At 66.2% G+C, this 13372-nt stretch carries 11 protein-coding genes and 1 pseudogene; 2 read left to right on the forward strand and 10 right to left on the reverse strand.

Features of this window, described 5'->3' with window-relative positions; translation table 11 throughout:
• The first annotated feature begins 2 nt into the window (after positions 1 to 2).
• Entirely contained in the window at positions 3 to 395 is a 393-nt protein-coding gene (locus AC3A6X_RS09285; RefSeq protein WP_487841929.1) for a response regulator, read from the forward strand.
• Positions 396 to 421: 26 nt separating this feature from the next.
• Here AC3A6X_RS09285 and AC3A6X_RS09290 read toward each other — a convergent pair whose 3' ends face one another.
• The 7 genes and pseudogenes from AC3A6X_RS09290 to AC3A6X_RS09320 form a co-directional block, all read right to left on the reverse strand.
• Positions 422 to 1966 (reverse strand): sensor histidine kinase, encoded by a 1545-nt coding sequence (locus AC3A6X_RS09290; RefSeq protein WP_487841930.1) that lies wholly within the window; start codon positions 1964 to 1966, stop codon positions 422 to 424.
• Positions 1967 to 2773: an alpha/beta fold hydrolase gene (locus AC3A6X_RS09295; RefSeq protein WP_487841931.1), complete on the reverse strand. Its 807-nt coding sequence runs from the start codon at positions 2771 to 2773 to the stop codon at positions 1967 to 1969.
• Positions 2774 to 2833: 60 nt separating this feature from the next.
• Positions 2834 to 3526 (reverse strand): hypothetical protein, encoded by a 693-nt coding sequence (locus AC3A6X_RS09300; RefSeq protein ID WP_487841932.1) that lies wholly within the window; start codon positions 3524 to 3526, stop codon positions 2834 to 2836.
• A gap of 43 nt (positions 3527 to 3569) precedes the next feature.
• Positions 3570 to 3873, reverse strand: a pseudogene (locus AC3A6X_RS09305) (TrkH family potassium uptake protein); the annotation flags it as partial.
• 394 nt (positions 3874 to 4267) lie between these two features.
• Complete coding sequence (locus AC3A6X_RS09310; protein ID WP_487841933.1) at positions 4268 to 5662, reverse strand: chloride channel protein; 1395 nt, start codon at positions 5660 to 5662, stop codon at positions 4268 to 4270.
• 156 nt (positions 5663 to 5818) lie between these two features.
• Positions 5819 to 6241, reverse strand: a complete 423-nt coding sequence (locus AC3A6X_RS09315) for a universal stress protein (protein WP_487841934.1) — start codon at positions 6239 to 6241, stop codon at positions 5819 to 5821.
• A gap of 90 nt (positions 6242 to 6331) precedes the next feature.
• The gene (locus AC3A6X_RS09320) at positions 6332 to 9046 is read right to left on the reverse strand and encodes an HAD-IC family P-type ATPase (RefSeq protein WP_487841935.1); all 2715 of its coding nucleotides are present in this window, start codon (positions 9044 to 9046) and stop codon (positions 6332 to 6334) included.
• A 527-nt stretch (positions 9047 to 9573) separates the two neighbouring features.
• On the opposite strand from AC3A6X_RS09320, the gene AC3A6X_RS09325 reads away from it, so the two are divergent.
• Entirely contained in the window at positions 9574 to 10071 is a 498-nt protein-coding gene (locus tag AC3A6X_RS09325) for a DM13 domain-containing protein (RefSeq protein WP_487841936.1), read from the forward strand.
• A 67-nt stretch (positions 10072 to 10138) separates the two neighbouring features.
• On the opposite strand, the gene AC3A6X_RS09330 is transcribed toward AC3A6X_RS09325, so the two are convergent.
• From AC3A6X_RS09330 to AC3A6X_RS09340, 3 genes are all read right to left on the reverse strand, one after another.
• On the reverse strand, positions 10139 to 11398 hold the full coding sequence (locus tag AC3A6X_RS09330) for a putative Na+/H+ antiporter (RefSeq protein WP_487842421.1): 1260 nt from the start codon (positions 11396 to 11398) through the stop codon (positions 10139 to 10141).
• 303 nt (positions 11399 to 11701) lie between these two features.
• Positions 11702 to 12553 (reverse strand): fumarylacetoacetate hydrolase family protein, encoded by an 852-nt coding sequence (locus tag AC3A6X_RS09335; protein WP_487841937.1) that lies wholly within the window; start codon positions 12551 to 12553, stop codon positions 11702 to 11704.
• A 73-nt stretch (positions 12554 to 12626) separates the two neighbouring features.
• Positions 12627 to 13364 carry an IclR family transcriptional regulator gene (locus AC3A6X_RS09340; protein WP_487841938.1) on the reverse strand — a complete coding sequence of 246 codons (738 nt, stop codon included), beginning with the start codon at positions 13362 to 13364 and terminating at the stop codon, positions 12627 to 12629.
• Positions 13365 to 13372: the final 8 nt, after the last annotated feature.

Consider the following 13372-nt stretch of genomic DNA (forward strand, 5'->3'; position numbering starts at 1 on the left):
CTATGGCTGCGCTTTCAGTATTCCTCGTCGAAGACAACCCGAGGATCCGTGCGCATCTGGTGCCTGCCCTGGCGAATCTCGGTTCCGCGAGCGTCATGGCGACGGCCGAGACGGAAGCGCAGGCCATCGACTGGCTCGCCAAGCACAAGGGTGAATGGGATCTGGCGGTGGTGGATCTCTTCCTGAAGGAAGGGCATGGCCTCGGCGTCTTGGAGTGGGCCCTGGGACGGGAACCGCGCCAACGCGTTGTCGTGTTGACGAACTCCGCCACAGAGGCCATGCGGACCGCCTCCAAACAGGCCGGCGCGGACGCCATCTTCGACAAGTCCACAGAACTCGAGGAGTTCTTCGCGTACTGCCTGAATGTGCATCGATCCCCCCAGCCACCGGCGTGAACCCGGGCTTGTTCCGGCCGCGAGGCTCAATTCGAGGTAGCAGCGGGGGAATCCGCTCGCCCCCTCGGAAAGCTGAACGTAAAAGTAGTGCCATCGACCCGCGACGAGCTCACCCGCACGTCTCCCCCGTGCGCACGTGCGATGGCTCGCACGATGAAGAGGCCCAGTCCCACGCTGCGCGCGGCGCTCCCCGCGGAATCGCCCCGTACCATGGGTTCGAAGAGCGATGCCTGTACCTCGGGCGCGATGGGCTCGCCCCAGTTGTGTACGGAGAGACTGGCCATTTCCCCCCGAAGCGTGGAGGTCACCGTCACGGTGCCGCCGGGCTCGCCGTACGCCATCGCATTGCCCACCAGGTTGCCGAGGAGCTGAGCTACGCGGTCCGCGTCGGCGACGCAGTGGCCTGTGCCTTCGGCGTGGTGGACGATGGTGCGGTCGGGGAATGCAAGCGCGAGCTCCTCCACGATCTTTGCGGCCAAGGCATGCAGGTCAAGGCTCGCGGCGGCGACCGCCAGGCCGCGCCCGACTCGCACGAGCGTGAAGTCGAGCAGTTCCTCGATCAGGCGCTGGGCGCGCTGCGCCGAGCTGTCGACATGGCCGAGCACGCGAAGCCTGTCGGCGGAGGTCTCTCCACGCGCGAGCAGCTTCGCGCCCATGAGGATGGCGGACAGCGGATTGCGCAGGTCGTGGCTGACGATGCCCACCATCTGCTCTGCGAAAAGCGCCCTGTCGTGGGCGCGCGCGTGCTCGCGGGTCGCTTCGGTGATGTCGCTCAGCACGCCGATGAAGTAGACCAGGCTGCCGTCATCGTTGAAGAACCCCTGCCCCGTGGACGCCACGGTCCGTTGAACGCCATCGACGCCGTCGAGCCTGTAGGTGCAGTTGTAGACGTCCTCGGTCCGATCCAGCGCGCATTCCATGGCGCGGCGCTCGCTCTCCCGGTCGTCCGGCGCAACCGCGGCGGCATAGAGCGCATCGCTCACGGGTTGTGGCGAAGCGAATCCGAGCAGCCGCGCCACGTCGTCTTCGTAGCGACGCACGCCCGATGCCGCATCCACGTCCCAGAGGAAGAGATTGCCCAGCTTCAAGGCCTGCCGGAGCCGGGCCTGCGTCACCTTCAGCGCGGCCTGGGCTTCGCGTTCCTTCGTCACCAGGTCATCGGCGCGTTTGCGCGCGGCGAGGAGCTCGCGCTCGTACTTGTTGCGCTCCTCGGCGACCACCATCGAGACCTCGTCGTAGCTGCCGGCCCCCGTGGCACGCCGAATCGCGTTGAGCATCATCGGAATGGTGTGCCCGTCCTTGTGGCGAAGGTCGAGCTTCACTTCGGACAGGGAACCCTGCATGTCCAGGGTCGGCAGCCAGTGGGTCTGGTGGAAGATGCGGCCGCCCATCGTGAAGAGTTCCTGGAGCCGCTTCCTGCCGACCAGCTCGTCGCGTTCCATGCCGAGCCAGGCGCAGAAGGTCTTGTTGACCTTCAGGATAGTGCCGGTGACGGTGGTGACGAGCAGGCCCGTCGGGAACTCATCGAAGAGCTGCTCGGCGTCCGGCAGTTCGGGAACGTGCTCGGCCATTCATCGAAGCCGCAGGGTCGCGAGAAATTCATCCACCGCGTCGGCGCTTGCGCAGGGCGCGCTCAGGTGCGGGCAGTGGCCCACGTTCTCCACCACGCGAAGCAGGGCGTTCGGAAGATGTCGATGCATGTATTCGCCGACGGCGACAGGCGCAATGAGGTCGTCGCTGGACTGGACGATAAGGGTCGGCGCGGTGAGCTTGGGCACATCGGCCCGGTTGTCCGACAGGAAGGTGACGCGCGCGAATTGCTTGGCGATGTCGGGGTCGGTGCGGCAGAAGCTGTTCGTGAGTTCGACGCCCAACTCCGGCTGCTCGGGCGCACCCATGATGGCGGGCGCCATGCTGCTGGCCCAGCCCAGGTAGTTCGACTCCAGCGTGTCCAGCAGCGAGTCGATGTCTTCCCTGGTGAAGCCGCCGACGTAGTCCGCATCGTTGATGTAGCACGGCGACGGACCCATCATCACGTGGCCTGCAAAGCGTTCCGGGGCGCGGATGCCGGCCAGCAGGCCGATCATGGCGCTCACGGAGTGCCCGACGAAGATGACCGGCCCATCGGCGAACTCGTCGATCAGCTCCAGCAGGTCGTCTGCGTAGCCGGACAGGTGGTTGTACTTGACGGGGTTATAGGCTGCGATCTCCGACTGTCCCGCGCCGACCAGGTCGAAGGTGACGGTGCGAAAGCGCAAGGCATACTGCGGCGCCAGGAAGCGCCACATGTTCTGGTCGCATCCGAATCCGTGCGAGAAGACCATCGTGGCAGGCCCGTTGCCTAGAACCTTGACGTTGTTCCGCTTCTTGACCGACATCCCTGTCCTTTGCTGGCGCTGCCGGCTCGCCCGGTGGAGCGGTCAGCGGCAGAAAATGGATTATTCCCCAAGCCAAGCGCGGCGCCCCGCCTTGCTTTCCGCCTTGTCGACAAGCCCTATCAGCAGGGTTCCGGGAACGAGAAAACCGAGGGTGACCAAGCTGCCCTGCAGCAGATGCGCCCAGGGTTCGTTCAGGCCCGCGACCTGCTTCATGGGCGAAAGCCACGGTGACAGGCTGAGGAACAGGACGACGAGCACGATCGCAGGCCAGAACAGGCTGACGCCGCGACGAGCGCTCGTCGCCCATGCGTACGCGACCAGGGCCGCAGCGAACACACCTTCCAGAACCCACGATCCAGTGCCCAGCTTGCCCCACAGCCCATAGCCCCAATGGGTCTCGGCGTGTGGATACAGTGCCAGGTCGTCGTTGTGCACGGCCCAGTCCGCGACGAAGTGCGACAGGGACGCGACGAAGGCCAGGGCCGCAACCCGCCTTTCCCGCAGGAACAGCGCGCCCCAGATCGCCGACCAGAAGAATGCGGCCAGCAACGAGTGGTCCCAGTCGATGAAGGTGTTGTCGAAGAAGAGGTACGGGCCGGCGAGCAGGTTCGGCGTGACGCGATCCCAGCCCAGAACGATGAAGAGGCCGTCGAGAATGTCCAGGAAGCCCGCGCCGAGCACGAGGGGCAAGGCGGGCACCGCCGGATAGCGTGCCTTCAATGCCAGGCCGATGGCGAAATGACCGATGTACATGAGAGGATGTTAGAGGCATCGCCCGCGAGGGCCGGACCCGTCCTCACTTGCGCCGGAACGAGGGCGTCAGCAGTGCGATGAAGCTCAGCATCTCGAGCCGGCCCAGCACCATCGCGAAGGTGCAGACCCACAGCTGGAAGTTCGTCAGGCCGCCGAAGTTGGCGGCCGGACCGACGGTGCCGAGCGCGCGGATGCACGAGGCTGGTCATCTCGCGCCGCGCCTGCTTGACGAGGATGAGAACCCGGACCATCTTGATGCCACACCCGGTGGACCCGGCGCTGGTCGCCACGAGCAGCAGCATGAAGAGCGGCGCGAACACGGGCCAGTGCAGGTAGTCGACCGTGGCCCGTCATGCCGCCGGCCCAGTACGCAAGGAAGCAGACGGCGGAAAAGGTCGCATAGATGCCCCGGAGCAGCGGCACTTTTGGTCCACGCCGAAGCCCGGCGACACGCTGACCCTGAGCACCCCGCTGGCCTGCCCAGCATCGGCGGACACACCGGCGATCGTGTTTTGAATGTCTTCGAGCCCGCCCGCCACCGACTGCAGGAAACGCTCCCCCGCCTCGATGAGCGTGAGCCGCCGCGTACTGCGCTGGAACAGGCGCACAACAAGAGATGGCCTCGAGCCGCGCAACGTTGCGACTGACAGAAGCGGGCGTGAGGCCCAGCCGGCGCATTGCTTCGGCGATGCTGTCCGACTCGGCGCTGCGGATAAAGGATTCGAGGTTTGCAATGCCAACCTATCGAGGTGGACCTTTCGCCTCTGTCGCGTGCTCCGACACACGCACCGCGTCAGCCGCATGCGGAGGGGGGCCCGTTTCCCGCCACGTGCTCAACGACGCGACCATGTGCCGGGCCAGCGTGTCGTACAACGGCCGGCTGATCATGCGCGAAACCAGGCTTGCCATCAGTGCTGCCGCCATCAGGCTCAACACCATGGCATGGCCGTCGACCATCTCCATGACGATGATGAACGCCGTGAGCGGTGCCTGCGTCACGGCAGCCAGAAAGGCCGCCATGCCGATGGCGATCAGTGCAGGTCCGAGGCCAGAGCCGGAGGCCTGCGCGACCGCCTGGCCAATGCCGGCGCCAATCGACAGAGATGGCGCGAAGATGCCGCCGGGCACGCCACACCAGGCCGACAGCCATGTGGCGATGAACTTGAGCACGGTGGCGACAGGAGTGACTTCCGTATGCCCCTGCAGCATGTGCTTCACAACCTCGGAGCCCGAACCGAACGTCACGCCGCCCGTGACCAGTCCAATCACAGCAATGGCCAGCCCGCACAACGCCGCGAATCGAATGGGATGCCGAGCCCGCCAACGCGTGACGCGCTCCGGCGCACCCGTGATGGACGCGATCAGCAATCGAGAAAACAGGCCACCCGCCACGCCGCTAATGAGGGCAATCACCAAGCCAGGCCCGACCATCTCCCACCCCAGCGATGGCACCTTGATCACCCCGAAGTAGCTTGCGTTACCAAAGGCGGACACCGCGACAAGGCCGGCAAGGACGATCGCCGTGATGATCAGCCCGCTCGCACGAGCTTCGATGCGCCCCGAGAGCTCCTCGATGGCGAACACGACGCCGGCCAATGGGGCATTGAAAGCGCCGGCAATCCCGGCCGCGCCACCCGCGAGCAGGAGCCCGCGCGCATCGATCGAGGTGTTGGACGAAAGCCAGCGGCGCGCATGCAGCATCACGCCGGCGGCCACTTGCACTGATGGCCCTTCTCGTCCGATCGACAGGCCTGCCGCAAAGCCAGCCATGCCCAGCGCCATCTTGGCCAGCGTCAAACGCAGAGAAACAAACAGATGCTCAGCGCCCCCCGGCAGCTCCGAGTGCAATGCAGCCTTGACCTGAGGAATGCCGGAACCGGCAGTGGTGGGAAACCAGCGGCGCGTAGTCCAGACAATGCCTGCTGTGAGCAGCGGCGTCGCCAACAGCACCAGCCATGGGTTCCAGCCGTGCAATTGGAGAAACCTGGCGCTGGCCCAATCGCTGAGGAACGTGAACAAGACCACGAAGCCCCCGGCCGCCACCGCATAGGTAAGCACTATCGTGCGGTCGAGCCAGAGGCGCCAGCTGGACAGCTCGCTGCGCAGATGCGCAAGAAAATCAGGTTCGTGGTGCATGCGGGGGGTCTACCGTTGCCCGATTGTGCCCCCCTGTCCGGACCCTGAGACTGCACTCAGGCTAAGGCAAGGCGCGAAGCCGTCCAGGTGCGCGGGGCGAAGACACTGCGGCGTATCGAATCGAAGATCTGTACGCGAACGCCGGCGGGCTCTGCTTCAACGCACGATGAGGACGGGCACCTTGCTCAAGGCGAGGACCTTGACCGTCACCGATCCCATCAGAAGCCCGGCAATCGCCCCATGACCGTGCGACCCCATCACGATCAGGTCGAACCGGTCGTCGCCGGCCATCGTCGCGATAACCCGCGCGGGACTCCCTACCCTGCTGACAAAGTCCGGATCGAGTTCATGGCGTCTGAAGAACGCCCTGATCGGCTCGAACACCCGCTCAGACTCGCTTGCGTAGTAGAGCAGCAGGACATCGCTCCGGAGGTACGCGGCAGCGCGCGGAGGCATGGGCTCGACGCAGTGAACTGCCGTGTAGCGGTGCACGTCGCTCAGCCATTCGTCGTGCTTGGCCAGGTGGGTCAGCATTCTCTCGGTGTAGATGCTTCCGTCAGCGGCGATGAGTATCTTCATCGGTTCTCCTGATCCGGAGGTCGCGGAACGCCTGCGCACAGCACCATCCCATCACCTCAGCCGCCCCACAACGTGGAGTACGGTCGGCGCTCATGATGCGGATTCTCGGAGACGTGGAAGTCGCCGAACGAGTGCCTTCTCGGCCTCGAGCAGCAACAGTAAGGCGACGCCCGCGCCGCCCGCGAGCAGCAGATCGACCACCGCCAAGGGTTGCGTCGCGAAGAGCTGGTTCATCACCGGCAGGTAGGTGAAGGCCAGTTGCATGGTTGCCAAGGTCCCCACCGCGGCTAACACGGCTGGCGTGCCGATCACCCCGCGCAGCGTGAACGATCGCATGCCGAGATAGCGCACGTTGAAGAGATAGGCCACTTCCATGGCCATCACCGCGTTGACGACCAGCGTGCGCGCGGTGTCGAGGCTGTCGCCGCGACCCAGCACATGGAAAAGCAGTCCCAGCGTCACGATGGCAAAGATGGAGGACACCAGCACGACTCGCCACAGCATGAATCGCGAGAGCAGGGGCGCATCGGCATGCCGTGGAGGCCGGGCCATCACGCCGGGTTCGGGCGGCTCGAAGGCGAGCGCCAAGCCCAGCGTGACCGACGTGACCAGGTTCACCCAGAGGATCTGCGCCGCGCTCATCGGCAGCGCGAAGCCCCACAGCACCGCGATCAACACGCCCAGCACTTCCCCGCCGTTGGTCGGCAGCGTCCAGGCAATGACCTTGCGGATGTTGTCGTACACGGTCCGGCCCTCGTGAACGGCATTCACGATGGAGGCAAAGTTGTCATCGAGCAGCACCATCTCGGCGGCCTCCTTGGCCGCTTCAGTGCCCTTGATGCCCATGGCCACGCCCACGTCGGCCTGCTTGAGCGATGGCGCGTCATTCACCCCGTCGCCAGTCATTGCGACCACGCGCCCTCGCGACTGCAGGGCCCGCACGATGCGCAGCTTGTGTTGCGGGCTGGTGCGCGCGAACACGTGAGTTTTCTCCACAACGTCTGGTAGCGACGCATCTGGCACGGCATCGAGTTGGCTGCCGGTCAGCGTGCGCGGTTCGTCCCCGAGCTCGAGTTGCCAGGCGATGGCTGTCGCCGTATCGGCGTGGTCGCCTGTGATCATCTTGACAGCGATGCCGGCCGCCCTGCACTCCGCAATCGCGCGCTGGGCTTCCCGGCGCGGTGGATCGATGAAGCCCACGAGCCCGAGTATCTCGACACCACGGGCCAGGTCGTCGAAGTGCAGATGCTCATGTCCTGCCGGCATGCGCTTGGCGCCGAAGCCGAGCACCCGCTCGCCGTTCGAAGCAGCTTCGGTGAGCGCCGTTGCCCACCGTGTGCGGACAGCGTCGGACATCGGCTGCGCCATCTCCAGCAATTGCTCGGGCGCGCCCTTGACGAACACGACCGACTCCTGCGCGGGATTGCGGTGCAGCGTGGCCATGAAGCGGTGAGCGGCGTCAAACGGGATCTCGTCCACGCGCAACCACTCGCCGCGTTCATGGTCAGGATCGAGCCCGGCCTTGCCGGCAAGCGCGAGCAGCGCTCCCTCCATCGGATCTCCGACGACGGTCCATGCCCCACCAAGCTCATGGAGCGTCGCGTCGTTGCACAGCATCCCACAACGCAGCAGCGCGGTCGCGCTGGCCAGGGCGTCGGCATCGTCGCTGTCGCCGCTGGTGCGCAGACGCCCGTGAGGTGCATACCCTTCGCCGTCGACCATCAAAGTGTGTGACGGTCCAACCACACGGCAGGCCGTCATCTCGTTGCGCGTGAGCGTGCCCGTCTTGTCCGAGCAGATCACCGAGGTGGCGCCGAGCGTTTCCACGGCAGGCAGCCGGCGGATCACTGCGTTGCGCGCGGCCATGCGCTGTACGCCGATGGCCAATGTGATCGTGATCACGGCGGGCAGCCCCTCGGGGATCACCCCGACAGCCATCGCCACGACGGCCATCAGTGCATCGACCCAGCTCCATTCACGAATCCACACGGCGTAGGCGAAGAGGATCGCTGCGCCGGCAGCCACGAGCGCGGCGAAGCGGCGGCCGAATCGGTCGACCTGGCGCAGCAATGGCGTGGTCAGCGGCTCCACCGATGACAGCAGGTCGCTGATGCGCCCGAGTTCGGTGCGTGCGCCGGTGGCGACCACCACGCCGCTCGCCTGCCCGGCCGCCACCATCGTGCCGGAGAAAGCCATGCTGTGGCGGTCGCCGAGCGCGGCATCTCGTGCTGCCGGACGGTCCTGCTTCTGCGCGGCGACCGACTCGCCCGTCAGCAAGGCCTCGTCGATCAGCAGGCCGCGCGCCCGCAGCAGCCGCAGATCCGCCGGCACGCGGTCGCCCGCTTCCAGCAGCACGACGTCACCCGGAATCAGGTCCGCGACGGGCACGCTCAGGCGGCTCCCGTCGCGCAGCACATGCGCACGTGGCGAGATCAGCCGCCGGATCGCGGCCAGGGCGTTCTCCGCCCTGCCCTCCTGCAGGAAGCCGACGATCGCGTTGACCAGCACGACGGCAACAATCACCGCCGCGTCGAGCCCGTGCCCCAGCAGGGCGGCCGCTGCGGCAGCCGCCAGCAACGCATAGATGAGCGTGCTGTGGAACTGGGCAAGGAATCGGGCCAGCGGGTGGCGGGTGGGCGCCGTGGGCAACGCGTTCGGACCATGTCGAGCCAGCCGCGACACGGCCTCGGCCTGGCTGAGGCCTTCGTGCCTGCTGTCCAGCGCAGCGAGTACATCGTCGTTGGCACATGCGTGCCATGGCGAATCTTCGGGCGCATGCCGCCCTCCTTCGACGGGGCATTCCATGCGCGGGGCAGAGAATGTCGACTGCATAGGCTCCAAGCATCGGCCGTTGCGCTGGCCGCATGCTTGATGCACGTCAAGGCGAGCACCGGAAACCAGCGGTGGGCGTCCACGATGACGGCAGCCGACCGCCCCTTATGGGGTCCCGCTGTGCGCCATCAGGGCTTGATCGCCACCTTCAGCACACCCTCGCGTTGATGCCCGAACAGCTCGTAGGCATCGGTCCCGCAGATCGTCGTGGTCGTCACCTTCATCAACGCATCGAGCGACCCGCCGTCGGCAATCGGCTTCTCATCCCGGACGATACGGCCGGTTGCACAAAGATCGCTGCTTCATCTTCGCCCTATGGCACTGTCCAAATATGGTCGCAGGGCGGGCAAACCAGGATAGCTCCCCTGCTGCAAGCGGGCTTGATCTGTGTCAAATTGCGAAGCCGTCGCCCCGTCATCGCCGTCGCGCCTCCGCATGCCTGGCCAAGCGCCCTTCGAGGAGAAACTACCCGGCCCCTGGCGAGTTCGCGAGGTGTAACCGTGTCCGCGCGCCTGTCCTTACCCGCCGTGAAGAAGATCCTGCTCCTGGTAATTTCGCACTTGACCGTGGCCGCCCTGGGCTTCGGCGCGGGTGTCTATGTCTTGCCCATCCTCACGGCGCCGACCGCGCCCGCGCAGGACGAGGTGACTGCACTGGCCGCCCAGGCGCAGTTCACAGGCCGGTTCAGGCGCGACCTGACAGACAGCGACGCTCTGCACTGGGGTGAAGGCACGGTGGCGGTGAGCCGGAGCGCGGTGTCGCTGGCAGGCAGAATCGCGCCTGGACCTGACTACAAGCTTTACCTTTCGCCGGAGTTCGTGCAGACCGAGGCCGACTTCCTGCGGCTGAAGGCGAAGATGCTGCGCGTGGGCGACGTGAAAACGTTCGAGAACTTCGTCGTGCCGATGCCGGCATCGGCCGATCCGACGGCCTACAACACGGTCATCGTTTGGTGCGAATCATTCGGCCAGTTCATTACGGCGGCCCAGTACCGATGATGATGTGGCATCGGCTGTTGCCTCGAGTGGCCACCCACGAAGCAGGTTGTTGTCCACGCCCGATCCCCTAGAAAAGAGTGAATGCGGCCACCGCCATCAGTGTCGGAAACAACGCGCCCAGGAGCAACCCGCCCGCGCCGATCGTCTCGTCGGAGAAGCCGCGCTTGAGCAGCGCCACGCCTGCCGGGTTCGGCGCATTCGCAATGATCGTCAGGCCGCCTCCGGCGACCGCGCCGGCCACCAGGCTGTACTTGGCAGGTTCGGAAATGCCCGTGATCAACGAGCCGAGATAGGTCAGTGCGGCGTTGTCGGTCACTGCGGTCAGGGCCGTCGCTCCAAAGAAGAGGATCTTCGGCGACATACCGGAAACGACGGGCTGCAGCCACCATTGCTGCATGCCGCCGAGCACCACCAGACCTGCAAGGAAGAAGGCCACCAGCAGCGCCTCCTTGATGATGAGCGGGCTCTGGTGGCGTTCGTAGGCTTGCGTGAAGCCCAGGAACATCAGAAAGAGTCCGAGGAACGCGACCGGATGATGTGCCAAGACCACGACACCGACGAGAAATGCCAGGTGCACCGCCATCACGGGCAAGGGAACCTTCTCCAGCGTCGCACGGTTCACGAGCGCCGGCGCCGCAGAAAGGTGATTGCGAAGCACGGCCGTCGCGACGGTGGCGTTGAGCAGCACGGCGATGGCCGCCTTCCACCCGAAGGTGACCAGCATGAAGGCACTGTCCCAGCCCCAGGTCGAGGCAACCATCAGCACCGGGGGCGCGGCGAAGGACGTCATCGTGCCGCCGATGGAGATGTTCACGAACAGCACGCCCAGCGCGAGGTATTTGACCCGCTCCGGAACGTCTCGCCTGAAGACCTGGGGCGCGAGCATCAAGGCCGCAATGGTCATCGCCGCGGGCTCCGTGATCGCGGAGCCCAGCAGCGGCACCGCCGCCAGGCCGAGCCAGGCGGTCGCCAGCGACGTGCGCACGGGAACGCGCCGTGCCACGAAATCGATGGCGCTCATCACGGCCCGCAGGATGGGCCGGGACGCGGCCACCACCATAACGACGAAGACGAAAAGCGGCTCCGTGTACTGCCGCGATTCGGCATATGCCAAGGCCTGGTCGCCGCCGCTGATGGCCGCCATAGCCAAGACCAGCACGATCGCCCAGAAGCCGAAGACGACCTCGACTTCGCCCAAGAGATGGAAGACGCCAGCGTGGCGCGGGAAGCGCTTCGACAGCCGCTCGAACTGCTTGGCTGCGAATGTGTGAAGGAGCGCTACTGCAAAGAGGCCAGCGGCCATCAGCTCGATCGTGTGGTTGGGCATGGGGTGCGGGCGCAGAGAGACCGCGTGGCGGCCCGACCAGCGCACAAACCTGCCCCACCAAAGCGGTGTGACACCCACCCATAGTCTACCCAAGTGCCGAGGTCATGCCAGGGTCATCCATGGGGCGGGTCGTTGGGCTTCTTCGTGCATCAGTTGCTGCGTTTGCGGCGACTTCTGATTTCGCCCGAATCTGCGCCGCGCGGTTGCACGATGCACCTGCCTCGCGAATAAATGCTGGCGCACTGCGCCGCATGAAGGCCAGCGCTGGCGCGCGGTGATCCCCGCGCGTCGGACAGGCCCCTACTACTCTGCCCGAATGCCGTTGCGCAGCACGCCGACGGCGTCCACCTCGATCTCCACGATGTCACCGGCCTTCATCCACACCGGCGGATTGCGCTTGGCACCCACGCCACCGGGCGTACCGGTGACGATCACGTCGCCCGGCGCCAGCGGGGTGAAGGCCGAGATGTGCGCGATCTGGCGCGGGATGCTGTGGATCAGCTTGTCCGTGGTGGTGCGCTGCATTTCCTCGCCGTTCAGGCGCGTCACCAGCGTCATGACCTGGTCGTCCCGGATCTCGTCGCGCGTGACCATCCACGGCCCGAAGCCCCCGGTGCGCCAGAAGTTCTTGCCGGCCGTCCACTGCGGCGTGGCCGTCTGCCAGTCGCGGATGCTGCCGTCGTTGTAGCAGGCATAGCCCGCGATGTGCTCCCAGGCGTCGGCCTCGGCGATGCGTCGGCCGCCCTGGCCGATCACGACGGCGATCTCGCCTTCGTAGTCCAGCCGGGACGACTCCGGCGGCAGCACGATGTCTTCGCCATGGGCGACCTGGGACTCGGCGACGCGCAGGAACAGGGTCGGTTTCTCGGTGATCTCGCGGCCGGTCTCCCGCACGTGGTCGCCGTAGTTGAGGCCCACGCAGACGATCTTGCCGGGATTGGGAATCACGGGCAGGAGGCGCACCTCCGCGAGCGCCAGGGTGGCGCCGGCCGAGCCGAGCGCGGCCGCCGCCTCGCCGAGCAGGCCGGCGGCGATCAGCGCCTTGAGGTCCGGGGCGCGTGCGCCGAATACTTCGCGCAGATCGACGACGCGGTCGCCGAGCACTGCGCCGTAGCTGTCCTGGCCGTTGTTGTGTTGGAAGCTGATGAGTTTCATGGTCCGTCCGTGGTGGGGGTTGAAGTAAAGAGAACCTGGGCGCCCGGACGGCCGAAACCTTTCCGTTGAACGCCTAACCGAGCCGCCTGCCGATCCGCTCTGCGGCCTCGGTCACCAGGTGGACGGTCTTGTCGATGTCGACGATGGCAAGGCGCGAGGTCTCGAACACCAGCGAGATCGCTGCCCAGGCACCGCCTTCGGCCTTGAGGATCGGCGCCGCGACGGCGGCCAGCTGCGGCTCGAGCTCGCCGATCGAGACGTAGTGGCCGGCCCTGCGGATCGCCGCGTAGTGCCGGCGGAATTCGCTCCAGTCCGGCGGCAGGCCATTGCGCACGATCTCCTCGTGCCGGGCATCGAAGACCTTGCGCAGCTGCTGCGGCGTGAAGCTGGCCAGCAGCACCTTGGGCGCGCCGCCCTGGAACAGCGGGCGCGGCCGTCCCCGCCCATACGCCAGCGCGGCCGGCGCGCCGCCCATCTCTCGATGGGTGTCCAGCACCTGCGTGCCGAACAGGCTGGTGAGAACGCAATCGAAGCCGGTCGCCGCGACCAGTTCGCGCATCACCGCAATGCCTTCGCGCAGCACCGGGTCGGCCTTGCGGATGTAGTGGTCGAGCAGGATGATGCGCGGCCCCAGCGTGTACTGGGAGTCCTCCACCCGCTGCAGCAGGCCGGCCTCCAATAGCATCCGCACATAGCGATAGCCCGTGGGCAGTGAAACGTCGAGCGCGTTCGAGATGTCCTCGGCCGTGCGCGTGAGCCGGGTGTCGTCGAACAGGTCGAGCACCCCCAGCATGCGCCCCAGACTGGACATGGATTTTT

Source organism: Variovorax sp. Soil_C_12 (genome assembly GCF_057657375.1).

Excerpts from the sequence above, each read along its gene's own strand:
- AC3A6X_RS09285 (WP_487841929.1), top strand. The coding sequence starts at position 3 with ATGGCTGCGCTTTCAGTATTCCTCGTCGAAGACAACCCGAGGATCCGT.
- AC3A6X_RS09290 (WP_487841930.1), bottom strand. The coding sequence starts at position 1,966 with ATGGCCGAGCACGTTCCCGAACTGCCGGACGCCGAGCAGCTCTTCGAT.
- AC3A6X_RS09295 (WP_487841931.1), bottom strand. The coding sequence starts at position 2,773 with ATGTCGGTCAAGAAGCGGAACAACGTCAAGGTTCTAGGCAACGGGCCT.
- AC3A6X_RS09300 (WP_487841932.1), bottom strand. The coding sequence starts at position 3,526 with ATGTACATCGGTCATTTCGCCATCGGCCTGGCATTGAAGGCACGCTAT.
- AC3A6X_RS09310 (WP_487841933.1), bottom strand. The coding sequence starts at position 5,662 with ATGCACCACGAACCTGATTTTCTTGCGCATCTGCGCAGCGAGCTGTCC.
- AC3A6X_RS09315 (WP_487841934.1), bottom strand. The coding sequence starts at position 6,241 with ATGAAGATACTCATCGCCGCTGACGGAAGCATCTACACCGAGAGAATG.
- AC3A6X_RS09320 (WP_487841935.1), bottom strand. The coding sequence starts at position 9,046 with ATGGAATGCCCCGTCGAAGGAGGGCGGCATGCGCCCGAAGATTCGCCA.
- AC3A6X_RS09330 (WP_487842421.1), bottom strand. The coding sequence starts at position 11,398 with ATGCCCAACCACACGATCGAGCTGATGGCCGCTGGCCTCTTTGCAGTA.
- AC3A6X_RS09335 (WP_487841937.1), bottom strand. The coding sequence starts at position 12,553 with ATGAAACTCATCAGCTTCCAACACAACAACGGCCAGGACAGCTACGGC.
- AC3A6X_RS09340 (WP_487841938.1), bottom strand. The coding sequence starts at position 13,364 with ATGTCCAGTCTGGGGCGCATGCTGGGGGTGCTCGACCTGTTCGACGAC.